The sequence below is a fragment of the Burkholderia sp. MSMB1078WGS genome (assembly GCF_001528895.1).
In the GTDB taxonomy this organism is placed as follows: domain Bacteria; phylum Pseudomonadota; class Gammaproteobacteria; order Burkholderiales; family Burkholderiaceae; genus Burkholderia.
This window is the reverse complement of the sequence record NZ_LPDI01000082.1, coordinates 15,613-35,920: the sequence shown is the minus strand read 5'-3', so window position 1 is coordinate 35,920 and position 20,308 is coordinate 15,613. Positions and strand designations below refer to the sequence as shown.

At 67.3% G+C, this 20,308-nt stretch carries 26 protein-coding genes, 1 pseudogene and 1 riboswitch; of the genes and pseudogenes, 17 read left to right on the top strand and 10 right to left on the bottom strand.

Translation table 11 applies throughout. The features are described from left to right. Positions 1 to 69: 69 nt before the first annotated feature. Positions 70 to 260: riboswitch (cobalamin riboswitch) on the bottom strand. Positions 261 to 462: 202 nt separating this feature from the next. Genes WT24_RS19005 through cobM form a run of 4 tightly spaced genes read left to right on the top strand, consistent with a single transcriptional unit; the run spans position 463 to position 4,300 of the window. Further along, entirely contained in the window at positions 463 to 1,713 is a 1,251-nt protein-coding gene (locus WT24_RS19005; RefSeq protein ID WP_060035639.1) for a bifunctional cobalt-precorrin-7 (C(5))-methyltransferase/cobalt-precorrin-6B (C(15))-methyltransferase, read from the top strand. Then, positions 1,713 to 2,801, top strand: coding sequence for a cobalt-precorrin-5B (C(1))-methyltransferase (locus WT24_RS19000; RefSeq protein WP_060035494.1), 1,089 nt, complete (start codon positions 1,713 to 1,715; stop codon positions 2,799 to 2,801). The genes WT24_RS19005 and WT24_RS19000 overlap by 1 nt, the downstream gene beginning before the upstream one ends. After that, positions 2,798 to 3,529, top strand: coding sequence for a cobalt-precorrin-6A reductase (locus WT24_RS18995; protein WP_060035491.1), 732 nt, complete (start codon positions 2,798 to 2,800; stop codon positions 3,527 to 3,529). Before WT24_RS19000 ends, WT24_RS18995 begins: the two co-directional genes overlap by 4 nt. Positions 3,530 to 3,571: 42 nt before the next feature. Beyond that, positions 3,572 to 4,300: a precorrin-4 C(11)-methyltransferase gene (gene cobM / locus WT24_RS18990; protein ID WP_060035489.1), complete on the top strand. Its 729-nt coding sequence runs from the start codon at positions 3,572 to 3,574 to the stop codon at positions 4,298 to 4,300. A gap of 21 nt (positions 4,301 to 4,321) precedes the next feature. On the opposite strand, the gene WT24_RS18985 is transcribed toward cobM, so the two are convergent. Next, the gene (locus WT24_RS18985) at positions 4,322 to 5,500 is read right to left on the bottom strand and encodes an MFS transporter (protein WP_060035487.1); all 1,179 of its coding nucleotides are present in this window, start codon (positions 5,498 to 5,500) and stop codon (positions 4,322 to 4,324) included. Between the two features lie 130 nt (positions 5,501 to 5,630). Here WT24_RS18985 and WT24_RS18980 point away from each other — a divergent pair, with 130 nt between their 5' ends. After that, positions 5,631 to 6,146, top strand: a complete 516-nt coding sequence (locus tag WT24_RS18980; RefSeq protein ID WP_059498913.1) for a MarR family winged helix-turn-helix transcriptional regulator — start codon at positions 5,631 to 5,633, stop codon at positions 6,144 to 6,146. A gap of 122 nt (positions 6,147 to 6,268) precedes the next feature. On the opposite strand, the gene WT24_RS18975 is transcribed toward WT24_RS18980, so the two are convergent. Further along, entirely contained in the window at positions 6,269 to 6,973 is a 705-nt protein-coding gene (locus tag WT24_RS18975) for a glutathione S-transferase N-terminal domain-containing protein (protein WP_059789914.1), read from the bottom strand. Here WT24_RS18975 and WT24_RS35840 point away from each other — a divergent pair. The 12 genes and pseudogenes from WT24_RS35840 to WT24_RS18925 all read left to right on the top strand — a co-directional run bounded on the left by WT24_RS35840 (position 6,923) and on the right by WT24_RS18925 (position 15,127). Further along, complete coding sequence (locus WT24_RS35840) at positions 6,923 to 7,360, top strand: alpha/beta hydrolase (protein WP_373557242.1); 438 nt, start codon at positions 6,923 to 6,925, stop codon at positions 7,358 to 7,360. The two genes, WT24_RS18975 and WT24_RS35840, sit on opposite strands and share 51 nt — an antisense overlap. Positions 7,361 to 7,670: 310 nt before the next feature. Further along, a complete protein-coding gene (locus WT24_RS18970; protein ID WP_059498911.1) occupies positions 7,671 to 8,057 on the top strand; it encodes a type II toxin-antitoxin system death-on-curing family toxin in 387 nt (128 codons plus the stop codon). 384 nt (positions 8,058 to 8,441) lie between these two features. Further along, on the top strand, positions 8,442 to 9,608 hold the full coding sequence (locus WT24_RS18965; protein ID WP_060035485.1) for an ABC transporter substrate-binding protein: 1,167 nt from the start codon (positions 8,442 to 8,444) through the stop codon (positions 9,606 to 9,608). Between the two features lie 49 nt (positions 9,609 to 9,657). Then, positions 9,658 to 10,737: an ABC transporter ATP-binding protein gene (locus WT24_RS18960; RefSeq protein ID WP_060035483.1), complete on the top strand. Its 1,080-nt coding sequence runs from the start codon at positions 9,658 to 9,660 to the stop codon at positions 10,735 to 10,737. Positions 10,738 to 10,786: 49 nt separating this feature from the next. Continuing rightward, positions 10,787 to 11,659 (top strand): ABC transporter permease, encoded by an 873-nt coding sequence (locus WT24_RS18955; protein WP_060035637.1) that lies wholly within the window; start codon positions 10,787 to 10,789, stop codon positions 11,657 to 11,659. Next, positions 11,659 to 12,582: an ABC transporter permease gene (locus WT24_RS18950; protein ID WP_060035481.1), complete on the top strand. Its 924-nt coding sequence runs from the start codon at positions 11,659 to 11,661 to the stop codon at positions 12,580 to 12,582. The genes WT24_RS18955 and WT24_RS18950 overlap by 1 nt, the downstream gene beginning before the upstream one ends. 120 nt (positions 12,583 to 12,702) lie before the next feature. After that, on the top strand, positions 12,703 to 13,140 hold the full coding sequence (locus tag WT24_RS18945) for a hypothetical protein (protein ID WP_059498907.1): 438 nt from the start codon (positions 12,703 to 12,705) through the stop codon (positions 13,138 to 13,140). Positions 13,141 to 13,338: 198 nt separating this feature from the next. Then, positions 13,339 to 13,551, top strand: coding sequence for a hypothetical protein (locus WT24_RS18940; RefSeq protein ID WP_059789922.1), 213 nt, complete (start codon positions 13,339 to 13,341; stop codon positions 13,549 to 13,551). 279 nt (positions 13,552 to 13,830) lie between these two features. Continuing rightward, positions 13,831 to 13,944: pseudogene (locus WT24_RS35405) on the top strand (nitronate monooxygenase); the annotation flags it as partial. A 119-nt stretch (positions 13,945 to 14,063) separates the two neighbouring features. Next, positions 14,064 to 14,435, top strand: a complete 372-nt coding sequence (locus tag WT24_RS18930) for a GFA family protein (protein WP_060035477.1) — start codon at positions 14,064 to 14,066, stop codon at positions 14,433 to 14,435. After that, positions 14,432 to 14,560: a hypothetical protein gene (locus tag WT24_RS35400; protein WP_256122098.1), complete on the top strand. Its 129-nt coding sequence runs from the start codon at positions 14,432 to 14,434 to the stop codon at positions 14,558 to 14,560. Before WT24_RS18930 ends, WT24_RS35400 begins: the two co-directional genes overlap by 4 nt. Positions 14,561 to 14,671: 111 nt before the next feature. Continuing rightward, entirely contained in the window at positions 14,672 to 15,127 is a 456-nt protein-coding gene (locus WT24_RS18925) for a MarR family winged helix-turn-helix transcriptional regulator (protein ID WP_060035475.1), read from the top strand. A 52-nt stretch (positions 15,128 to 15,179) separates the two neighbouring features. On the opposite strand, the gene WT24_RS18920 is transcribed toward WT24_RS18925, so the two are convergent. The 8 genes from WT24_RS18920 to WT24_RS18885 form a co-directional block, all read right to left on the bottom strand. Beyond that, on the bottom strand, positions 15,180 to 15,896 hold the full coding sequence (locus tag WT24_RS18920; RefSeq protein WP_060035473.1) for a GNAT family N-acetyltransferase: 717 nt from the start codon (positions 15,894 to 15,896) through the stop codon (positions 15,180 to 15,182). A gap of 167 nt (positions 15,897 to 16,063) precedes the next feature. Further along, on the bottom strand, positions 16,064 to 16,393 hold the full coding sequence (locus WT24_RS18915) for a DUF4148 domain-containing protein (protein WP_059498904.1): 330 nt from the start codon (positions 16,391 to 16,393) through the stop codon (positions 16,064 to 16,066). A gap of 74 nt (positions 16,394 to 16,467) precedes the next feature. After that, complete coding sequence (locus WT24_RS18910; protein ID WP_059789929.1) at positions 16,468 to 16,794, bottom strand: DUF4148 domain-containing protein; 327 nt, start codon at positions 16,792 to 16,794, stop codon at positions 16,468 to 16,470. Positions 16,795 to 16,858: 64 nt separating this feature from the next. After that, the gene (locus WT24_RS18905; protein WP_060035471.1) at positions 16,859 to 17,185 is read right to left on the bottom strand and encodes a DUF4148 domain-containing protein; all 327 of its coding nucleotides are present in this window, start codon (positions 17,183 to 17,185) and stop codon (positions 16,859 to 16,861) included. Positions 17,186 to 17,251: 66 nt separating this feature from the next. Continuing rightward, positions 17,252 to 17,671 carry an organic hydroperoxide resistance protein gene (locus tag WT24_RS18900; protein WP_034201940.1) on the bottom strand — a complete coding sequence of 140 codons (420 nt, stop codon included), beginning with the start codon at positions 17,669 to 17,671 and terminating at the stop codon, positions 17,252 to 17,254. Positions 17,672 to 18,294: 623 nt separating this feature from the next. After that, positions 18,295 to 18,846, bottom strand: coding sequence for a shikimate kinase (locus tag WT24_RS18895; RefSeq protein ID WP_156440185.1), 552 nt, complete (start codon positions 18,844 to 18,846; stop codon positions 18,295 to 18,297). Then, entirely contained in the window at positions 18,843 to 19,490 is a 648-nt protein-coding gene (locus WT24_RS18890; RefSeq protein ID WP_060035469.1) for a hypothetical protein, read from the bottom strand. The genes WT24_RS18895 and WT24_RS18890 overlap by 4 nt, the downstream gene beginning before the upstream one ends. 28 nt (positions 19,491 to 19,518) lie before the next feature. After that, the gene (locus tag WT24_RS18885) at positions 19,519 to 19,929 is read right to left on the bottom strand and encodes a thioesterase family protein (protein ID WP_034207340.1); all 411 of its coding nucleotides are present in this window, start codon (positions 19,927 to 19,929) and stop codon (positions 19,519 to 19,521) included. Positions 19,930 to 20,308: the final 379 nt, after the last annotated feature.

Sequence of the window (20,308 nt, the reverse complement as noted above, 5' to 3'; positions counted from 1 at the left end):
AACGGGATACCGGAACAGTGTGGCGCCGCGGCCAACGCATCGGTACACCCCGCCCGACGCCGACTGGCACGCACGCACTTTCTGGCCGGCAGGTCTCCTGGCTGACAGGTCGGCGCCGGCTCCCGGCCTTCCCGGTGAAACCAGTGGCATGAGGGGGGATCGGCTCGCTGTCTACAGTTGCGGGGGCAGCCACAGCGGCGCGCGGTGCGCCCTGTGTTCCCTCTTCGGCCCCGAAGGGCACCGGCGAACGAACGGCCGTAGGATACCCGATTTCGACCACGATTCGCGACCGGCTGGCCGTTCGCGGCGGGCGAAACGGGCAATGCCCGGGCGCGAGCAGGCGGCCGGATGAAACGCGGAGTGGAACACGGTACCATGCCGTATTTCGCAATGCGGACGGCCGCATCGGCGCTTTCGGGGCCGCGCGGCGACACGATGAAATCGAACGATGGGGAAGGGTGGATGACGGCGTGGCTGACGGTAGTGGGCATCGGCGACGACGGTTACGCGGGGCTCGGACGCCACGCGCGGCGCGCGTTGCTCGACGCGACACGCGTGGTCGGCGCGAAACGGCATCTCGACATGCTGCCCGCACGGCTGCGGGCGACGCGCGAAGCATGGCCGTCGCCGTTCGACCTGTCGGGGCTGCTCGCGCGCCGCGGCGCGCCCGTGTGCGTGCTCGCGAGCGGCGACCCGATGCTGTTCGGCGTCGGCGCGACGCTCGCCCGCGCGCTTTCTCCCGACGAATGGCGCGTGCTGCCCGCGCCGTCGTCGCTGTCGCTCGCGGCCGCCCGCCTCGGCTGGGCGCTGCAGGACGTGGGCGCGGTCTCGCTCGTCGGGCGGCCGCTCGCGACGCTGGCGCGCCATCTGCTGCCGGGCCGGCGCCTGTTCGTGCTGAGCGCCGACGGCCGCACGCCGGCCGCCGTCGCGGCCGAACTCGCCGCCCGCGGTTTCGGGCCGACGCGCGTCAGCGTGTTCGAACACCTCGGCGGCCCGCTCGAGCGACGGATCGATGGCCTCGCGCAAGACTGGAGCGTCGCCGAAACCGCCGCGCTCAATCTCGTCGCGCTCGACTGCCGGGCGGGCCCCGACGCGCCGCGCCGCGCGCTCACGCCCGGCCTGCCCGACGACGCGTACCGCCACGACGGCCAGCTCACCAAGCGCGACCTGCGCGCGATGACGCTCGGGCGCCTCGCCCCCGCGCCCGGCGAGCTGCTGTGGGACGTCGGCGCCGGCAGCGGCTCGATCGGCATCGAATGGATGCGCGCGCATCCATCGTGCCAGGCGATCGCGATCGAAGCGCATGCGGAGCGGCAGCGCTTCATCGAACACAACCGCGAGACGCTCGGCGTGCCGGGCCTGCAACTCGTCGCGGGTCGTGCGCCCGAAGCGCTCGCGGGGCTCGCCGCGCCCGACGCGGTCTTCATCGGCGGCGGCGCGACGGCGCCCGGCGTGCTCGACGCGTGCTGGGCGTCGCTGAAACCGGGCGGCCGGCTGGTCGCGAACGCGGTCACGCTGCAGGGCGAGATGGCGCTCGCCGCGTGGCGCGACGTGCACGGCGGCACGCTCACGCGCGTGTCGCTCGCACATGCCGAACCGCTTGGCCGTTTCGACACGTGGCGACAGCCGCTGCCGGTCACGCTGTACGACGTGCGCAAGCCCGACGCGGCCGGCTCGTCGACTCTGAATCCGTCGAACGCAACGGACGCGTGATGCGCGACGAAACTCCCGAACAGCCCGCGCCGCTGCGCTTCGGCTACACGACCGGCAGTTGCGCGACCGCGACGTCGCTCGCGGCCGCGCGACTGCTGCTCGCGGGCCATGCGGACGACGCGGTCGAGATCGTGCTGCCGAAGGGGCAGCGCGTGATGATGCGGCTCGAATTCTGCCGCGCCACGGCCGACGGCGCCGAAGCCGGCACGATCAAGGATGCCGGCGACGATCCGGACGTCACGCACGGCGCGCTGATCTTCGCGCGCGTCGCGCTCGCGGCGGCGCCCGGCGTGCGCTTTCATGCCGGGCCGGGCGTCGGCACGGTCACGCGGGCAGGGCTGACGCTGCCGGTCGGCGAGCCGGCGATCAACCCGGTGCCGCGCCGGATGATGACCACGCACCTGGAAGCGCTCGCCGCCGAACACGGCTACGCGGGCGGCTTCGACGTGACGATCGGCGTCGACGGCGGCGAGGCGCTCGCGCTGAAGACGATGAACCCGCGCCTGGGCATCGTTGGCGGGCTGTCGATCCTCGGCACGACCGGCATCGTGCGGCCGTTCTCGTGCTCGGCCTATATCGCGTCGATTCATCAGGGCATCGACGTCGCGCGAGCGAACGGCATCGCGCACATCGCCGCCTGCACGGGCAACGCGAGCGAGGACGCGATGCGCGCGCACTACCGTCTGCCCGACATGGCGTTGATCGAGATGGGCGACTTCGCGGGCGCGGTGCTCAAGCACCTGCGGCGCGCGCCGGTCGCGCGCCTGTCGATGTGCGGCGGCTTCGGCAAGCTGAGCAAGCTCGCGGCCGGCCATCTCGATCTGCACAGCCGCCATTCGAGCATCGACCTGCCGCTGCTCGCGCAGTGGGCGGCCGAAGCCGGCGCGGGCGATGCGCTGCAGGCCGCGATGCGCGCCGCGAACACGAGCCAGGAAGCGTTGAAACTCGCGCAGGCCGACGGCGTGCCGCTCGGCGATCTCGTTTGCGCACATGCGTTGCAGGTGGCGCGCGACATCGTGCCGCCGTCGGTCGCGGTCGAGATGTTCGCGATCGACCGGCAAGGCCGCTTCGTCGGGGAGGCGCGATGAGCCCGCGCATCCTGCTGCTCGGCGGCACCGGCGATGCGCTGAAAATCGCGCGCGCGCTCGGCCCGCATCATGTCTATAGTCTCGCCGGCCTCGGCAAGACGCCCGACGACTTGCGCTGCGACGTGCGCGTCGGCGGTTTCGGCGGCGCAGCCGGGCTCGCCGCGTATCTTCGCGACGCCGGCATCGGCCTCGTGATCGACGCAACGCATCCGTATGCCGCGCAAATCAGCGCGAACGCCGCGGCGGCGACGCGCGACGCGGGCGTGCCGCTATGGGCGCTGCGCCGCGCGCCGTGGACGCCGCAACCGGGCGACGACTGGCGGATGGTCGACGACTGGGCCGGCATCGAGGCCGCGCTCGCGCCGTTCAGGCGTCCGCTGTTCACGCTCGGCCGCGAACCGCTCGCGCATCTCGACACGATCCCGCCGCACCAGTTCTGGCTCGTGCGCTGCCTCGATGCGCATCCCGGCAACACCCGCGCACAGGTCGTCGCCGCGCGCGGGCCGTTCACGCCCGACGGCGAGCGTGCGCTGTTCGCACTGGCGGGGATCGACGTCGTCGTCAGCAAGAACAGCGGCGGCGCGGCCACGGAGGCCAAGCTCGACGTCGCACGCGAACGCAGGCTGCCGGTCGTGATGCTGCGCCGGCCGCCGCTGCCCGATGCCGACCGCGCGTTCGACTCGGTCCGGGCGCTCGTCGACGCACTCGATCCGGCCGCGCGCGCCTGACGCGACGCAGCGGTCATCCCACGAATTGACGGAGAAATTTCGATGACGGTGTATTTCATCGGCGCGGGCCCCGGCGACCCGGAGCTGATCACGGTAAAGGGCCAGCGCCTCGTGCGCACGTGCCCGGTGATCCTGTATGCGGGCTCGCTCGTGCCGGCCGCCGTGCTCGACGGTCATCGCGCGGAGCAGGTCGTCAACACGGCCGACCTCGATCTCGACGCGATCGTCGCGCTGCTCGCCGCCGCGCATGCGAAAGGGCAGGACGTCGCGCGCGTGCATTCGGGCGACCCATCGCTGTACGGCGCGATCGGCGAGCAGATCCGCCGCCTGAAAGCGCTCGGGATTCCGTACGAAATCGTGCCGGGCGTGACGGCCACGGCCGCGTGCGCGGCGACGCTCGGCGTCGAGCTGACGCTGCCCGACGTCGCGCAGACGGTGATCCTCACGCGCTTCGCGGGCAAGACGACGATGCCGGAAGGCGAAGCGCTCGGCTCGCTCGCCGCGCACCGCGCGACGCTCGCGATCCATCTCGGCGTGCGCCATCTCGCGCGCATCGTCGACGAAGTGCTGCCGCATTACGGCGCCGATTGCCCGGTGGCGGTGATCTATCGCGCGAGCTGGCCCGACGAGGAACGCGTGACGGGCACACTGGCCGACATCGTCGGCAAGGTGCAGGGCACGCAGATCGAGCGCACCGCGCTGATCCTGATCGGTCGCGTGCTCGACGCCGAAGGGTTCGCGGATTCGACGCTGTACGCAAGCACGGGCTGAACGCACCCGCGCCCGCGTCGCTCAGACCCGCGCCACGTGCCGCGCCAGCTTCGGCGCAAACCCCGCCGCCAGCGCGAATAGCGCGACGCACAGGCACGCCATCGCGACCCACGCGGGCGTCAGGTCCGCGAGATGCTGGCGCACGACACCCGCCGCGAATGGAAACAACCCGGCGACCAGGTAGCCGACACCCTGCACGAACCCCGTCAGCGACGCGGCATCGGCGGGCGTGGCCGCGTGGTCGACCGTGACGATCAGCGACAGCGGAAACAGCGCGCCGATTCCCGCGCCGAGCAGCAGCGCGGCCGGCAACGCGAGTGCGTCGGGCGCGGCCAGCATCGTCAGCAACCCGACGAACAGCGACGCGATCGCCGCATGCAGCGCGGGCCGGCGATCGGGCAGGCGGTCGATCGTCGCGGCAATCGTCAATCCCGCGACCACTTCCGCGAGCGTCACGCCGCCGAGCAAACTGCCGGCCGCGGTCGGCGACCAGCCGAGCCGCATGTAGTACGGCGGCAGCCACGCGAGCACGAGCGTGTAGGCGCCCGTCGCGATGCCGAAGAACAACGCGAGCCGCCATGCGCGCGGCGAACGCGACGGCCGCGCATTCGATACCGACAGCGGCCCGCCGGCCGGCGCGTCACCGCCACGGCTCGCCAGCGGCCAGGCCAGTGCGGCGAGCGCCGCCGGCAACGCCCAGCCCGCGAGCGCGACGAGCCAGCCCCAGCGCGCCGCCGCGAAGGGCGCGACGACGCTCGCGAGCACCGCGCCGCCCATGATCGACGTCGAGTAGACGCCCATCGCACCGCCGATGCGCGTCGCGAAATGCGCCTTCACGAAGCCGGGCAACAGCGCCTGCACCATCGCGATTCCGACGCCCGCGCAGCACGCGCTCGCGAGCAGCAACCCTGCATGCTGCGCACCGACGCGCGCGGCGCAAGCCAGTCCGATCAACGCGACGCCGAGCCACACGCCGCCCGCGATCCCGGCGATGCGCTGCAGGCGCCGCGCGCTCAGCGCGCCGAACCCCATCAGCAGAATCGGGATCGTCGTCAGCAGGCTCGCCGCGCCGTCGCCGATACCGGTCGCGCGCTGGATCATGTCGAGCAACGGGCCGACCGCGGCGAGCGCCGGCCGCAGGTTCAGCCCGACGAGCACGATCGCGCCGAGCCGCCATCCGGGGGAAGTGAAGCGATTCAATGCAAGGCCCTCGATATCGGTGCGCGGCCGCCCGCGAGGCGCCGCGCGTTTTTCAGGTAAAGTATCTCGATATCAAGATAAATGACTATTTATCTCGACGTCAAGATAACTGGCAAGCCGAGGAGGGTTAATGGATCGAGCCGAGCATGCGCTCGCGCAATGGCGCGCGGAGCGCCCGGATCTCGACGCGACATCGATGGTCGTGATGGGGCGGCTGCAAGAAGCCGCGCTCGTGATTGCGCGCGACCGTCTCAATCCTCTGTTCGCGCGCTACGGCATGCAGCCGGGCGAATTCGACGTGCTCGCGACGCTGCGGCGTAGCGGTGCGCCGTTCGCGCTGACGCCGACCGCGCTGTACGACGCGCTGATGATGTCGTCGGGCGGGATGACCGCGCGCATCGACCGGCTGCAGAAGGCCGGCTGGGTCGAGCGCCGGCCGAACCCGGCCGACGGGCGCGGCACGCTGGTCGCGCTGACCGACGCCGGGCGTGCGCTGATCGACGAAGCGGTCGTCGCGCACATCGACAACCAGCGCGACCTGCTGGCCGCGTTGTCGGCGGCCGAACAGGCGCAGTTGTCGCAACTGCTGGGCAAGCTGCTGGCGGGGCTGGAAAATCCTGCGCCGGACGCGCGTGGCGGAAAGTAGCGCCGCCGGATGCGTGACGCCGGCGCACCGCACGGGCAAAAAAATGCCCGCCGCGCAATGCGGCGGGCCTGGCTCGAGCAGCGCGTGGGCCGCACACGGCGAGCCCGCGCTGCTGCCCGGTCTCAATCGCGCGCCGGGATATTGAGCCCGCGCGCGACGGCCGGCCGCGCAACGAACGCGTCGAGCACCCGCTTGACGTGCCGGAATTCGTTGAAACCGACCAGATCGCCCGCTTCGTAGAAGCCGACCAGGTTGCGCACCCACGGGAAGATCGCGATGTCGGCGATCGTGTAGGTATCGCCCATCACCCATTGGCGGTTCGCGAGATGCGCGTCGAGCACGCCGAGCAGGCGCTTCGATTCGGCGACGTAGCGGTCGCGCGGGCGCTTGTCCTCGTAGTCGCGGCCGGCGAACTTGTGGAAGAAGCCGACCTGGCCGAACATCGGCCCGATGCCGCCCATCTGGAACATCACCCACTGGATCGTCTCGTAGCGGCCCGCGAGATCCTTCGGGATCAGCTGGCCCGTCTTGTCCGCGAGATAGATCAGGATCGCGCCCGATTCGAACAGCGGCAGCGGCTGGCCGTCGGGGCCGTTCGGATCGATGATCGCGGGGATCTTGTTGTTCGGATTCAGCGACAGGAATTCGGGCGACATCTGGTCGTTCGTGTCGAAGCGCACGAGGTGCGGCTCGTACGGCAGGCCGGTTTCCTCGAGCATGATCGACACCTTGACGCCGTTCGGCGTCGGCAGCGAGTAGAGCTGGAGACGGTCGGGGTGCTGGGCCGGCCACTTGTGCGTGATCGGGAAGGCGGACAGATCGGGCATGAAGGTTCGCTCGTCGAAGTGAATGATCCGCGCCCGCCCGTGCCGCCGTGCTCGCGCACGGTTCAGGGCGCGGCGGCGGGGCGGTGCGCGCCGAAAGCGCCCACTGTAGCCGATCCGGGAAATCGATGCAGGGGCTGGCCACGCCTGCGCCTGTACCGCCCGGCTGCGCGTCTGCCATTCCCGAGCATCGTCGTCGAAAGCCGCAACGATCCGCTCGCGCTTCGAACGCATCGAGACGCTGACGGCCGGGTGGGTAGCCAGCTCGTCCATCTCGGCGAGGTCGGGCACCTTAATCCGGCATCCCGCTACGGCGAGTGGCGTGATGCGGAGCGGCTGGCCAACGAGACGATCGCGCTCGGAGAAGGTCGCTCCGGTCCGAGGGATTGACGCACCGATACCGTTTGCCCGTCCCGGGCCTCCTTCGCCGGTTCGTCGGGTGCTATGATTGCCGGTGATATGGCCACCCGTATGACAACGGGGTAAGCGGCTGATTGTTATCGTTTTTTTTAGCGGGTATCTGTCATGGCTCCCAAGAGAAAGGTGCTGTACGGGGTTGAACTGAAACCCCGCGCAATCATTCGTCCCACGACGGAGGTCAAGGCTTCGACCGAGACCGAGAAAGGCGATGTGCTTCGCGCGGCGCGAAAAGTCATTTCGGAACACCGGGACGTACTAATCGCGTTGAAGGATCGCTGATTTGCTGGATCTCGACTACGTCATCACCATCCACGACGAGATCATCCGCGATCTCGGCGGCCTCGGCGGTTTCGCGCATGCAGGCCGGGGCGGAGTCGAGGCCGCCCTGCAACGCGTCGACAATCATGTCCATTACGCGGGGCTCGATGACGTGTTCGGCATTGCGGCGACCTATGCCGTCGCAATCGCACGGGGCCACGTGTTCAATGATGCAAACAAGCGTACCGGCCTCACTTGTGCGTTGACGTATATGGAACGACAGGGCATCTCGATTCCTCGTCTAGCCGATCTCGAAGATCTCATGGTCGATGTTGCCGACGGCAGCGTGACGAACGAGGAACTGGCCGAGTATTTCAGTGCGGTCTGGGAATTGTCCCTGTCTCGCTGAAAGCGGGGCCCGCCGGGGCATTTTCTCACCATGTCCCCGCCAATGGCCACTCGTCGATAAACAACGGGCACGAAGATTCGATTACTCGCGCCGGACGTCCGTCGGGCCTGGCATTCCATCCCGCGAAATATGCCGGTTGTGCTTGGTCGCCGCCCGGTTTCAGCCTGATCTCGCATCGATATACGATGTCCTAACTCATATCGTTCAGCGCTCCATTTCGGCCCTTGGCGCTCATTCTGCCTGCCGGATCGCCTCACCGCAGAAGGGTTTTTGTCAGGGAAAGTCCCGCCCCGGATTCCGTGGTTTTTTGTTGACCGACATCGTATAACGCCGTCATGATTTCCTGACAAGAAAGGTCCCATCCACCGACCGAAGTGAGGAGACATGAACACCACCCCGATCGCTCGCCGTGTCCGCCGGATCGCACTCGCACTGGGCTTCGCGCTGTCGGCCGCCGCAGCCGTTGCTGCCCCCGTATCGCTGAACATCGTCGACGTCGCAGGCAACCTGCAGCTCACGCAGAAGGCCATCGAGGCGTTCAAGGAGAAGAATCCGAATCTCGTCGCGAACGTCACGTTCACGAACGCACCCGCGCCGCAGTTGCCGGGCAAGATCAAGGCGATGCAGGCGGCGGGGCGCTCCGACATCGACCTCGTGCTGACGGGCACCGACGCGCTGGCCGCCGGCATCGAGCAGAACCTGTGGCAGAAGCTCCTGCCCGACAACGCGGCCGCCTTCCCCGGCGTACTCGACAAGTACGCGCCCGGCCCGCGAAAGATGCAGGATCTCGCGCAGGGCTTCGGTCTCGAAGTCACCTACATGCCGGCCGGCCCGCTGCTCGAATACAACCCCGCGAAGGTGAGCGCCCCGCCGAAGACCCCCGATCAACTGCTCGCCTGGTGCAAGGCGCACCCGAACAAGCTGATCTATGCGCGCCCGGCGAACTCGGGCCCCGGCCGCACGTTCCTGATGGGGCTGCCGTACGTGCTCGGCGACAAGAATCCGCAGGACCCGATCAACGGCTGGGACAAGACCTGGGCATTCCTGAAACAGTTGAACGACTGCGTGCCGTACTACCCGGGCGGCACGTCGGCGGTGATGAAGGAACTCGGCGAAGGCACGCGCGACATGACCGTGACCGTCACCGGCTGGGACCTCAACCCGCGCGCGCTCGGCATCGTGCCGGCCGAATTCAGAATCCAGGCGTTCGACAACATGACGTGGGTCAACGACGCGCACTACATGGTGATCCCGAAGGGCGTGCCGAAGGAAAAGCTCGACGTGCTGTTCAAGCTGATGAATTTCCTGCTCGAACCGGCGCAGCAGGCGATGACCTACGACGACGGGTACTTCTATCCGGGGCCGGCGGTGAAGGGCGTGACGCTCGAGATGGCGCCCGCGCACAGCCAGGAAGTCGTTCGCAAGTTCGGTCGCCCCGAATACGCGAAGCTGCTCGCCGATCGACCGCACGTGCAGCCGCTCAGCGCGCAGGCAATGGTCGCCGCGTTCCAGAAGTGGGATCGCGAGATCGGTTCGCAGAAATCGAAGTGACGGCTGAACCGGCGGGCGCCGCGGCGCCCGCGTCGATGGAGTTCGTGGAATGAAGCACGGTTTCGAACGGTTGCGGCTCGACGGCGTGTGCCGCAGTTTCACCAATGCGCAAGGCGCACAGGTCGCCGCGTTGAACGGGCTCGACCTCGAGATCCGGCGCGGCGAGTTCATCGCGCTGCTCGGCCCGTCGGGCTGCGGCAAATCGACCGCGCTGAACTGCATCGCCGGGTTGCAGCCGCTCACGCGCGGCGGCATCTGGCTCGACGACACGCGCATCGACGTGCTGCCGCCCGAGCGTCGCGGCTTCGGGATGGTGTTCCAGAACTACGCGCTGTTTCCGCACATGTCGGTGCTCGACAACGTCGGCTTCGGCCTCAAGATGCGCGGCGTGCCGAAGCAGGAAACGCGGCGGCGCGCGCAGCAGGCCCTCGAGCTCGTGCAACTCGTCGGCCACGAAGGCAAGCTGCCCGGGCAATTGTCGGGCGGGCAGCAGCAGCGCGTCGCGATCGCGCGCGCGATCGTGATCGAGCCGCCGCTCGTGCTGATGGACGAGCCGCTGTCGAACCTCGACACGAAACTGCGCATCGAGATGCGCGCGGAGATTCGCCGCATCCACACGCAGCTCGAACGCGCGACGATCTACGTGACGCACGACCAGGACGAGGCGCTGTCGATGGCCGACCGCATCGTCGTGATGAAGGAGGGCGTCGTGCAGCAGGTCGCGTCGCCGAAGGACGTGTACACGCGCCCGCACAACCTGCATGTCGCGCGCTTCATGGGCTATCGCAACGTGCTGCCGTTTACGCTCGAAGGAATGGCAGGCGATCGCGTGAGTGTCGCGTCGGGCGGCGTGCGCCTCGCGGGCGTGCCGATGGCCGGCTTCGACGCGAAGGGCGTCGTGGTCGCGCTGCGCCCCGACGACGTCGAGCGCGCGGAAGAAGGCGCCGACAACGCGTTCGACGCGACCGTCGAGACCGTAGAGTACGGCGGGCGCGACTCGCTGATCCGCGCGCTCACGCCGTTCGGCGCGATCTGGGCGCGTGTGGCCGGGGAGTTCGCGGAAGGTGAACCGCTGCGGCTGCGCGTGGCGCCGGCACGGACGCTGGTCTATCCGGGAGACGTGCAATGAACGGGCTGCGCCAAGCGGCATGCATGGCGGCGTCTCGCCCGGAGGCCGCATGAGCACGCTCGCGACCGACGGCGCGGCGCGCGACGCGAAAGCCTGGCTCGTCACGCCGGCGCTCGCGTTCATCGCCGCGCTGTTCATCTATCCGTTCGCGTACGGTCTCGTGCTGTCGTTCCAGCCGATGAACGGCGGCGGCGCGCTCGCGAACTACGTGCAGTTCTTCACCGACACCGCGATGTGGCCGACCGTGCTCGTCACGCTGAAGCTCGCGGTGCCCGCGACGCTGCTCAATGTCGGCATCGCGGTGCCCGTCGCATTCGCGCTGCGTCGCAACTCGCCATACCAGAAGTTCGTCACGACGCTGCTCGTGATTCCCGTCACGCTCGGCACGGTGCTCGTCGCCGACGGGATGCTCACGTATTTCGGGCCGAACGGCTGGTTTCCACAGGCGCTGCAGGGGCTGCACCTGTACACGGACGAAGTGCGCCTCACGCACAACTACTGGGGCGTGCTGCTGTCGCTGATCGTGTCGGGCTTTCCATTCGCGTTCCTGCTGATGCTGTCGTACATCAGCGGCATCGACCCGACCCTCGCGCACGCGGCCGCGACGCTCGGCGCGAACCCGTGGCAGCAGTTCCGGCAGATCTACCTGCCGCTGCTCGTGCCGGGGCTCACGATGGCCGCGTGCCTGTCGTTCGTGCAGGCGTTCTCGGTATTTCCGTCGGCCGTGCTGCTCGGCGCGCCGGCCGGGCCGACGCGCGTGATCTCGATCGCGGCGGCCGAAGCCGCGTTCGAGAGCTACGACTATTCGCTCGCGTCGGCGATCGCGATCGTGATGGGCTTCGTGCAGCTGCTGGTGGTCGCGTCGATGCTCGGCGCGCGCCGCTTCTTCTATACGGGCGCGGTGACGGGAGGCAAGGGCTGATGGCGACCGACGATCATGCCGCTCGCACGTGGCCGCCGAAGCACGATGCACCCGACGCGCGGCCCGTCGACACGGGAAAACCGCACAGGATGAGAAGCAACCTCGCCGGCCGCGCATGGAAGGCGCTCGTGTGGGCGCTGATGGCGTTCTTCCTGCTGAACGTGATGCTGCTGATCGCCACCGTCGCGGTGAATTCGGTCGCGACGCGCTGGTTCGGCACGCCGTTGCCGCAAGGCTTCACGCTGCACTGGTATGCGAAGGCGTGGGAAGACTTCCAGCTCGCGAGCGTGCTGTGGGTGACCGTCGAGGTGGTCGGCGCGGTCGTGCTGCTGTCGATCGCGCTCGGCGTGCCGGCCGCATATGCGCTCGCACGCGTGCAGTTCCGCGGCAAGCGCTTCGCGCTGCTGGTGTTCCTGCTGCCGCTGATGGTGCCGCCCGTCACCTACGGGATCCCGATGGCGACCGTGATGTACAAGATCGGGCTCGCGGGCACGCTGCCGGGCGTGATCCTCGCGAACCTCGTGCTGGCGCTGCCGTTCGTGATCCTCGTGATGACGCCGTTCATCGAGCAGATCGATCCGAACCTCGAAGCCGCCGCGCGCATCTTCGGCGCGAACACGTGGCGCTATTTCCGTTACGTGCTGCTGCCGCTGCTGGTGCCGGGCATGCTCGCGGCCGGGCTGCTCGTGCTGGTGCGCACGATCGGGATGTTCGAGCTGACGTTCTTCACCGCGGGCCCGAGCACGCAGACGCTCGTCGTCGCACTGTATTACGCGGTGTTCTCGACCGGCGTGCGCGCGCCGCAGTCGATCGACGCGATGGCGATGATCTACATGGTCATCACGCTCGTGTGGGTCGTGATCGCGCTGCAGTTCGTCAGTCCGACCCAGCTCGTGAGCCGCGTGAAGCAGGAGCGGCAGTAGGCGAGGGCGTCGTACAGTCGCGCGGGGCTGCCGACAGCGTGCAATTGGTTACAAATGGATACCGCGCACGACACGCGGACGTTGCAGACTACGCGGCGTTCCCCCGATCGACGGATATCCATGAAGGTTCAAACGCTGCTGACACTCGCCGGCGCCTCGACGCTGCTGGCCGCCTGCAACCTGCTTCACGACGGTCCCGGATCGAGCGACGTCGACGCCGCCGTGCGCCGCGCGCTCGAAGCGGAAAACCACGGCGGCCTGAACGCGCTGTTCGGTCAGCCGCTGCCCGTATCGGCCGACGTCGTGTCGGCGAAACCCGACGGCGACTGCAAGAAGCTCGGCGATCGCACGTATTCGTGCGACGTCGTGGTCACGTGGCGCAACGCCGATTACTCGCCGTCGCGCGCGAACCTGACCTTCGTGAAGGCAGCAGACGGCTCGTGGCAGACGTCGGGTGTCGACGCGGCGATCGTGACGGGCACCGCGAAGTCGCTGATCGACCATATCGGCAAGGCGTGGCCGGGCAATGCGGCGAGCGGCGCGTCGGCGCCGCAGTGATGCGCGGGCGGCAAGCCTTCGTTCTCTTCCCCGGATAGGCGGCGCGGGCCTTGCCGGCCGTAGCGCCGCGCTTGCCCCGGTAAAAGGGCGCGAGCGTCGTGCCCATCTCGTTCGAACGCATCCTCGGTATGCAGACAGGGTTATAGGGAAAACCCTTATCTCACGGTATAATTTCGGCCATGAGAGAAAGGTCATACCATGCCTGAACGCTTCCAAACCCTTGAAAAATTTGTGTTTTCTATCGTCGTGATGTCCGCCGTCGTGTGCTCGGCCTTCCTCGCGTACGAGCGTCATCCCGAGATCAAGATCGCGCTGCACGAAGGCGAAGCGCTGATGCGCGAAAGCGCCAAGTACTCGGTCATCTGCTCGCCGTCCAAGGTCGATCCCTGCGTCGAGATGTCCGCTTACTGAGCCTGAGCCGCTTTTCCGCTTGCCGGGCTTGCCTGCATCACCGCCGATCCGAATGCGTTGAAGCAGCGGCCATCCGGCATTCGGAAACCGGCCGCAAGACAGGGAGCATGCACGAATCTGTTATGTGCCGAGTCGCTGGCGTAAGCAGCCGCACATCCGGTCGGCCCCGCTTCGAGCAATCGAGCGGGGCCGTTCTGTTTGTGCATGTCACGCGACATTCCGCAGCCCGCCGCCAACGAAAGCGGCGACGTTGCGCGTCGCGCAACGTGGGTCGTCCACAAATGGGCGAGACCGGCAGCACTGCTGGCTCGCGCGCTGCCGGCAGCCGAGCCGTTCGCGGCGCTCGAACGCGAAACGCGCGCGGCAATCGCGCGGATGCAGCACGTGCCGGACCGAGCGCGTAAGCCGCGGATTTGCAATGTCCTGTATCTGCGCCGACCGTCGATACAGTGCGATACAACGCCCGCGCGCGGGTTCGCTATAAAGCAGGCATGACCGTTTCGGAGCCCATCATGTCTGCCACCTGGTTCAAAGGGTCCTGCCATTGCGGGGCCGTCAAATTCGAAGTCAGCGCGGCCATCACGCCGGCCGTCCGCTGCAACTGCAGCCTGTGCCGCCGGCGCGGCGCGCTGATGAGCCCGATGCTCGCCGCCGCCAGCCTGACGATCGTCGAAGGCGAGGGCGCGCTGACGTGCTATCGCTTCAACACGCACACCGCGCGCCACTATTTCTGCAGCCGGTGCGGCGTCTATCCGTTCCATCAGACCCGCAAGGACCCGGCATGCTGGCGCGTCAATCTCGGCTGCCTCGACGGCGTCGATCCGACTACGCTCGATGCGACGATCGCCGACGGTGCGAGCCTCTCGGTCGTGGAGGACGCATGAAACGCTGGCTGATGATCCTGCTGTTTGCCGCGGGCGGCCTCGCGACCGAAATCGCGCATCCGGTGCAGTGCACGTTGCTGTCGGTCAGCCGTCAGCAAACCGGCAAGCGCCGCAAGCCGGGCTGAGCGAACGCGGCGGGCGTCGGCCTATCGACACCGATTATCATGCTTCCGATAAGATCGCATGCGATATATAATGCGATCGTCTGCGACCGTTCGCGTCGCTGGAGGAAGTCCATGAAACCGACCGAAACCCCGTCGTCCGCCGCGCCGAAGCTGTCCGAGTTCCTGTGCTTTGCGATCTACTCGGCGAACCTCGCGTTCGGCAAGGCATACAAGCCGATTCTCGACGAGCTCGGCCTCACGTATACGCAGTACATCACGATCATTGCGCTATGGGAGCAGGACAACCAGACCGTCGGCCAGCTCGGCGAGAAGCTGTTCCTCGAATCCAACACGCTGACGCCGATCCTGAAGAAGCTCGGGGCGATGGGCTATCTGGAGCGGCATCGCGATTCGTCCGATGAGCGCCAGGTGCTCGTCAGCCTGACCAAAAGCGGTCGCCGCGTGCGCGAGAAGGGGCTCGACATGAACCTGGTCGAAGCTACCGGGCTGAAGCCGGACGAGTTCGCCAAGGTGCAGAAGGCGATCGTCACGCTGCGCGGCAACCTGATCCGGTCGACCGAAGCATAAAAATATCCAGACACGACAAGCGGCCGACGCGGGAATCGCGCCGGCCGCGTTGTCACGTGCGCGCGTCGCCCACCACCAGCAGGTGCATCTCGCGACGGACGACGAAACCGAGTGCGAGATAGCGCGCGATCGCCACCTGATTCGTCGTGAGGACGTGCAGGAAAGGCGTTTCCGCACGCGCACCGATCGTCGCGATCAACGACCGGATCAGCCGCGTCGCCAGCCCTTGCCGCCGAAACGCGGCATCCACGCAGACGGCGCTGATCTCGGTATATCCGTCGACCTGCATTCGCTGGCCCGCCATCGCGGCCAGCCGGCCTTCACGGCGCACGCCGACGTAGTGGCCCAGTTCGAACGTGCGCGGACCGAATGGGCCCGGCTGCGCGGCGGCGGTCAGCGCGAGCATGTCAGGCACGTCGGCTTCGCCGAGCGAGACAGATTCCGCGTCGTGCGTCGGATCGAACGTCCGTTGCCAGGTCATTTGAAGCAACGTCGCGCGCCGGATCACCGACAAGCCTGCCGGCGGCTCGATCTCGTCCGGCGTGACGAGCGCCGCCGGTCCGTGTGCGGCGATCAGTTCGCACAGCGCGCCGAACGACGCCGGGCTCGTGTCGTCGATCGCGGCAAACGGCGCGATGGCCGCCGGGAACCGCAGCGCGCGACCCTCGCCGAGCGCGAAACGGCGTTGCCTGCCCGTGAGCGCATTCCAGACGACCCGGTCGAGCACGTGCGCATCGCCTGTCGCGTTTCCGGTCATGGCGTCCGGCATCGGCGGCTCCTTGGTGGAAGATGGGGTGCCGCACAGAATAATCCCGGATCAGGCGAACAGGTAGCGCTGACGATGCAGTCCGGACGATGCAAATAATAACTCGCATGCGATTACATCGCATGCGAGTTATATGGTGGACTTCGGCGGCCGAATTCGCCGTACCGCGCTCAATGGCCGAAATAGATCGAGCGCTCGGCTGTACGCACCGTGTTTCGGCTGCCGGACTGCGTGGCGCCGCCGGCGTCGCTGCCGTAACCGGCCGCCTGCGTATCGGCCGCGACGGCGCCGCCATCGCGAATCCGGTTCAGCGCGGCCTGGATATTGTCCGGGTAGTTCGGATCGTTCGGGCGATTCGGCTGGTAGCCGGCTTGCTGCAACGCGGCCAGTTCCGCACGCACCTGCGCACGCGTGACAGTGCTTTCGCCGGCAAAAACCGGTGCGGCGACAGAAGCCGACACGGCAACGAGAAGGGCGGCAATCAGTTGGGTCTTCATCATTCACCTCGACAGGGATTCAGGAATTCAGGGGTTGCGCATCGCACGCCGGCCATCGGCGCCGTTCGCGCGTTCGTTCAATGACCGAAGTAGATCGAGCGTTCGGCGAGTCGCGTCGCCGGCCGGCTACCCGACTGCGTCGCGGCGGCGGCATCGTTGCCGTAACCGGATGCCGCAGCATCGGCCGCCACCGCGTTGCTGGCATGAATGCGCGTCAACGCGGCCTGCAGGTCGTCCGGATAGTGCGGATCGTTCGCGCGGCCGGGCCGATAACCGGCCTGTGCCAGTTGGACGAGTTCGGCGCGGACTTGCGCGCGGGACACGACGGCTTCGTCGGCAAACGCCGGTGCGGCGGCAGAAGCGGAAACAGCCACGAGAAGGGCAGCGATCAATCGGGTTTTCATCGTTCACCTCGACAAAATGGAATCAGGGATAAAGGGAATCAGGGTTCACGTACCGCGTGTGTGCTCAGTAACCGAAGTACACCGAGCGCTCGGCCACGCTTGCGACGTGCCGGCGACCGGATTGCGTCGCGGTGTCGCCGTCGCTGCCGTAGCCGGACGCTGCGGCGTTGGCCGCGACGGCATCGTCGGCGTGGATCTGCGTCAGCGCGGCCTGCAGATCGTTCGGGTAGGTGGCGTCGGTCGCGCGGTTCAGCGGATAGCCGACGCGTTGAAGCTGCGCGAGTTCGGCGCGCACCTGCGCACGCGTCACGGTAGCTTCATTGGCAAACGCCGGAGCGGCAACGGCAGCCGAAACAGCGACGAACAGGGCAGCGATCAGTTGGACTTTCATGTTTCACCTCGATGGAAAAGGAATCGGGAATTCGGGAGGGCGGCGCTCGGCCGCCCGATGCAACGTTCAGGCGATCCGGATGTCGACGTCGATGTTGCCGCGCGTCGCTTTCGAATACGGGCAGGTCTGGTGGGCGGCGTCGACGATGCGTTGCGCGACGTCGCGCTCGAGCCCCGGCACGCTCACGTTCAGCCGGGCTTGCAGGAAGTACGCGTTGCCCGCCGTGCCGAGATCCACTTCGGCGTCGACCGCGAGATCGGCCGGCAGCGTCACCTTCGCGGCGCGCGCCGCAAGCTGCATCGCGCCGATGAAGCAGGCCGACCAGCCGGCTGCGAACAGTTGCTCCGGGTTGGTGCCGGTGCCGGCGCTGCCCGGCGACGACAACTGGATGTCGAGGCGGCCATCGGAACTGCGCGCGGCGCCGTCGCGGCCGCCGGAAGTCGTATGCGTCTTGCCCGTGTACAGCACTTTGTCGATCTTGCTCATCGTTTGCTCCGTCGGTAGGTTTGTCTCAGATGCGATTCGATCGCATGCGACGCAGTTTCCGCCTGACGGCCAGCCAGGTCAAGCGCATTCGATTAAATCGCATACGATATTTTGTATTTCAATGTATCTGGATCGTGTAGCGCCTTGCTGGACAAGGCTTTCGGGCGGTCCGGCGATGATGGCCGGACATCGACGAACGGCGAACGATTCCGGAAAGGCCGCGGGAAAGCGGAGCAGTCGTCCGCTCAACGTTTCCCTAAAGCGAACAGGCGCCTCGTCATTATTCCGCTTTATACAGCGCACCGTCTCTCCCAGCTTTGCAGGCCCCGATCGCGAGCGACCCGCCGACGGCCTGCGCTTGCACGGACAACGAGCGCATTCGAAACGGAGACGTTACGTGTCGCGCGACGACACCGCGCCGGGTGGTTCGACGAGTACGGATTCGCGGCGCGCGGCGCGTCGATTCTTCTGTCGCGGAACACGCAGTTGGATCACGAAACACTACCATCTGGATAACTTTTCTTATCACAATAGGACGATAAAGAATCCGAACTCGCCGTTCCAAAAACGCGCGTGATACCGAACGCGCGCTCGATTCGAAGGGCAGGGAAGCGAAAGCGCCGTCACTCCGGCGCCTTCATCCGCGCAAACAGCAACGTCAATACTTCCGCCGTCGCGCGCGCGACATCATGTGCGGCCGTATCGACCAGCGCATGCGCGCATTCGCGATACAGCGGGTCGCGCATCCGGTACAGCGCGGCGAGCGTCTGCTGCGGCTCGCCCGACTGCAGCAGCGGCCGCCGCCGCGTGTCGTCGCGTGTCCGCCGCCACAGCACATCGGGATCCGCATGCAGATAGATCACGCTGCCGCGTTCGCTCAGGCGGGCGCGGGTGCGCGGATTCAGGACCGAGCCGCCGCCGGTCGCGACGACCACGTTCGCGCGTTGCGTCAGCTCGTCGACGATCTGCGTTTCGAGCAGCCGAAAGCCGCCTTCGCCGACCACATCGAACAGCGCGGGGACCGAGCGCCCCGTGCGCCGTTCGATCTCGTCGTCGCTGTCGGCGAACGCCCAGCCGAGCGAAGCCGCGAGCGCGCGGCCAAGCGTCGACTTGCCTGCACCCATCATGCCGACCAGGAACGCGCGCCCGCCAGCCGGCGCGACCACGCCGCTCATAACCGTCGCGCGAGCGGCCAGCGCGCCCGCGTCGCCAGACAGATCCGTCGCGCGCGCACCGCATCCGACAGCGTGTCGAGCGCCGCGTCGGTCGACGCGTCATCGGCGTCGAGCAGCGCGCCGAGCACCGGCGCGTCGGGATCGCCGGCCACGAGGTGCTCGGCCGCGTCCGCCGCGATGGTCCGCGGCGTGCGTTCAGGCTCCGCGTCGCGCCCCGGCCGTCGCCACCTGCCGTGCAGATCGCGCCACCGCACGACCAGCCCGTAGAGCAGCGCACCGCCGGGCACGGCCGTGTCGTCGGGGGCCGCCGCCGAACCGTCGGGCGTCGTACACCGTGTGACCCAGCTCGCGAATTCGAGCAGCGACGCGTCGTGGGCCACCGTCGCCGCGTCGAGCGCCACGGCCACGCCGGCGTCCCGCAGCCGGCCGAGCAGCGGCCGCACGCCGTCGTGCACACCGCCGCACGGCTGCAGCAGCACCTCCAGCTCGTCCTCATGGCGGCATGCGAGCGCACGGTGCCGCTCGAGCGTCGCCGGCTCGAGCAATGCCTGCGCTGCATGCCGGACGATCACGATCGCGCGATCGTCCCGCCGCTCGACGATCGCGCCGATCCGGCGCCGGGCGCGCGCCACCGCGCAGCTCACGTGTCGCTCCCGAGCAGGCGCGCCCCCATTACAGCGACCCCTGGAATTCGAGCACGCGCGTCTTGAATTCGTCGGGCACGGCCAGCGTCGTGTTGTTCGCGTAATCGAACATCACGTGCGTCGACACGCCGCGCGCGACGATGGTCTGGTCGTCGCGCTCCATCAGGTGTTCGAGATCGAAGCTCTTGCTGCCGAAGCGCACGATGCTCGAGCGAACGGTCAGGTTGTCGCCGAACTGTGCCGGCGCGAGGTATTCGCACTGTGTCTTCACCATGATGTGCGGCAGTTTCTCGCTGCGCGGCAGGCCGAGCAGGTCGAACATGTAGCAGAGATACGAATGCTGCAGATAGTCGTAATAGACGGGACTGCTCACATGCCCCATCGAATCCGTATCGCGATACTTGACGTGAATGGGGGTTTCGTAATGTCGCTTCGACATGATGACTCTCCGCAATGACTGGGTTGATTTATATTTTCGAGCCCGAATGGCCTGTCGGGCATCCGAAAATTAATCGAACGACTATCGGGCCGCCACTATCAGAACGAATAGCGAAGCTTGGTAAAAATGCCGTCCGTGCGCGCATTGCCGCGCAACAATCGCATCCGCGTTTTCAAATGAAAACCGAATGCACGCTCCATTTCACGCCCCGTTAACGACAAATTGCCGGACCCCCGATTATTGAATCCGACGCTTATTCTTCATATTCATAAGGTTATGAATTAGATACTGATAAATATGTTAGTTGCGCGTCGAAAGCACCATTCAATACAGTCGCGCTGTAGTAAAAAGTCTCGTTAATTATCGACAGGAGGGCAGT

Excerpts from the sequence above, each read along its gene's own strand:
- WT24_RS18900 (WP_034201940.1), bottom strand. The coding sequence starts at position 17,671 with ATGAGCAAGATCGACAAAGTGCTGTACACGGGCAAGACGCATACGACT.
- WT24_RS18895 (WP_156440185.1), bottom strand. The coding sequence starts at position 18,846 with ATGAGCGGCGTGGTCGCGCCGGCTGGCGGGCGCGCGTTCCTGGTCGGC.
- WT24_RS18920 (WP_060035473.1), bottom strand. The coding sequence starts at position 15,896 with ATGCCGGACGCCATGACCGGAAACGCGACAGGCGATGCGCACGTGCTC.
- WT24_RS18955 (WP_060035637.1), top strand. The coding sequence starts at position 10,787 with ATGAGCACGCTCGCGACCGACGGCGCGGCGCGCGACGCGAAAGCCTGG.
- WT24_RS18915 (WP_059498904.1), bottom strand. The coding sequence starts at position 16,393 with ATGATGAAGACCCAACTGATTGCCGCCCTTCTCGTTGCCGTGTCGGCT.
- WT24_RS35400 (WP_256122098.1), top strand. The coding sequence starts at position 14,432 with ATGAAACGCTGGCTGATGATCCTGCTGTTTGCCGCGGGCGGCCTCGCG.
- WT24_RS18885 (WP_034207340.1), bottom strand. The coding sequence starts at position 19,929 with ATGTCGAAGCGACATTACGAAACCCCCATTCACGTCAAGTATCGCGAT.
- WT24_RS18925 (WP_060035475.1), top strand. The coding sequence starts at position 14,672 with ATGAAACCGACCGAAACCCCGTCGTCCGCCGCGCCGAAGCTGTCCGAG.
- WT24_RS19005 (WP_060035639.1), top strand. The coding sequence starts at position 463 with ATGACGGCGTGGCTGACGGTAGTGGGCATCGGCGACGACGGTTACGCG.
- WT24_RS18960 (WP_060035483.1), top strand. The coding sequence starts at position 9,658 with ATGAAGCACGGTTTCGAACGGTTGCGGCTCGACGGCGTGTGCCGCAGT.
- WT24_RS18910 (WP_059789929.1), bottom strand. The coding sequence starts at position 16,794 with ATGAAAACCCGATTGATCGCTGCCCTTCTCGTGGCTGTTTCCGCTTCT.
- WT24_RS18930 (WP_060035477.1), top strand. The coding sequence starts at position 14,064 with ATGTCTGCCACCTGGTTCAAAGGGTCCTGCCATTGCGGGGCCGTCAAA.
- WT24_RS18940 (WP_059789922.1), top strand. The coding sequence starts at position 13,339 with ATGCCTGAACGCTTCCAAACCCTTGAAAAATTTGTGTTTTCTATCGTC.
- WT24_RS18975 (WP_059789914.1), bottom strand. The coding sequence starts at position 6,973 with ATGCCCGATCTGTCCGCCTTCCCGATCACGCACAAGTGGCCGGCCCAG.
- WT24_RS18905 (WP_060035471.1), bottom strand. The coding sequence starts at position 17,185 with ATGAAAGTCCAACTGATCGCTGCCCTGTTCGTCGCTGTTTCGGCTGCC.
- WT24_RS19000 (WP_060035494.1), top strand. The coding sequence starts at position 1,713 with ATGCGCGACGAAACTCCCGAACAGCCCGCGCCGCTGCGCTTCGGCTAC.
- WT24_RS18980 (WP_059498913.1), top strand. The coding sequence starts at position 5,631 with ATGGATCGAGCCGAGCATGCGCTCGCGCAATGGCGCGCGGAGCGCCCG.
- WT24_RS18965 (WP_060035485.1), top strand. The coding sequence starts at position 8,442 with ATGAACACCACCCCGATCGCTCGCCGTGTCCGCCGGATCGCACTCGCA.
- WT24_RS18950 (WP_060035481.1), top strand. The coding sequence starts at position 11,659 with ATGGCGACCGACGATCATGCCGCTCGCACGTGGCCGCCGAAGCACGAT.
- WT24_RS18945 (WP_059498907.1), top strand. The coding sequence starts at position 12,703 with ATGAAGGTTCAAACGCTGCTGACACTCGCCGGCGCCTCGACGCTGCTG.
- cobM (WP_060035489.1), top strand. The coding sequence starts at position 3,572 with ATGACGGTGTATTTCATCGGCGCGGGCCCCGGCGACCCGGAGCTGATC.
- WT24_RS18995 (WP_060035491.1), top strand. The coding sequence starts at position 2,798 with ATGAGCCCGCGCATCCTGCTGCTCGGCGGCACCGGCGATGCGCTGAAA.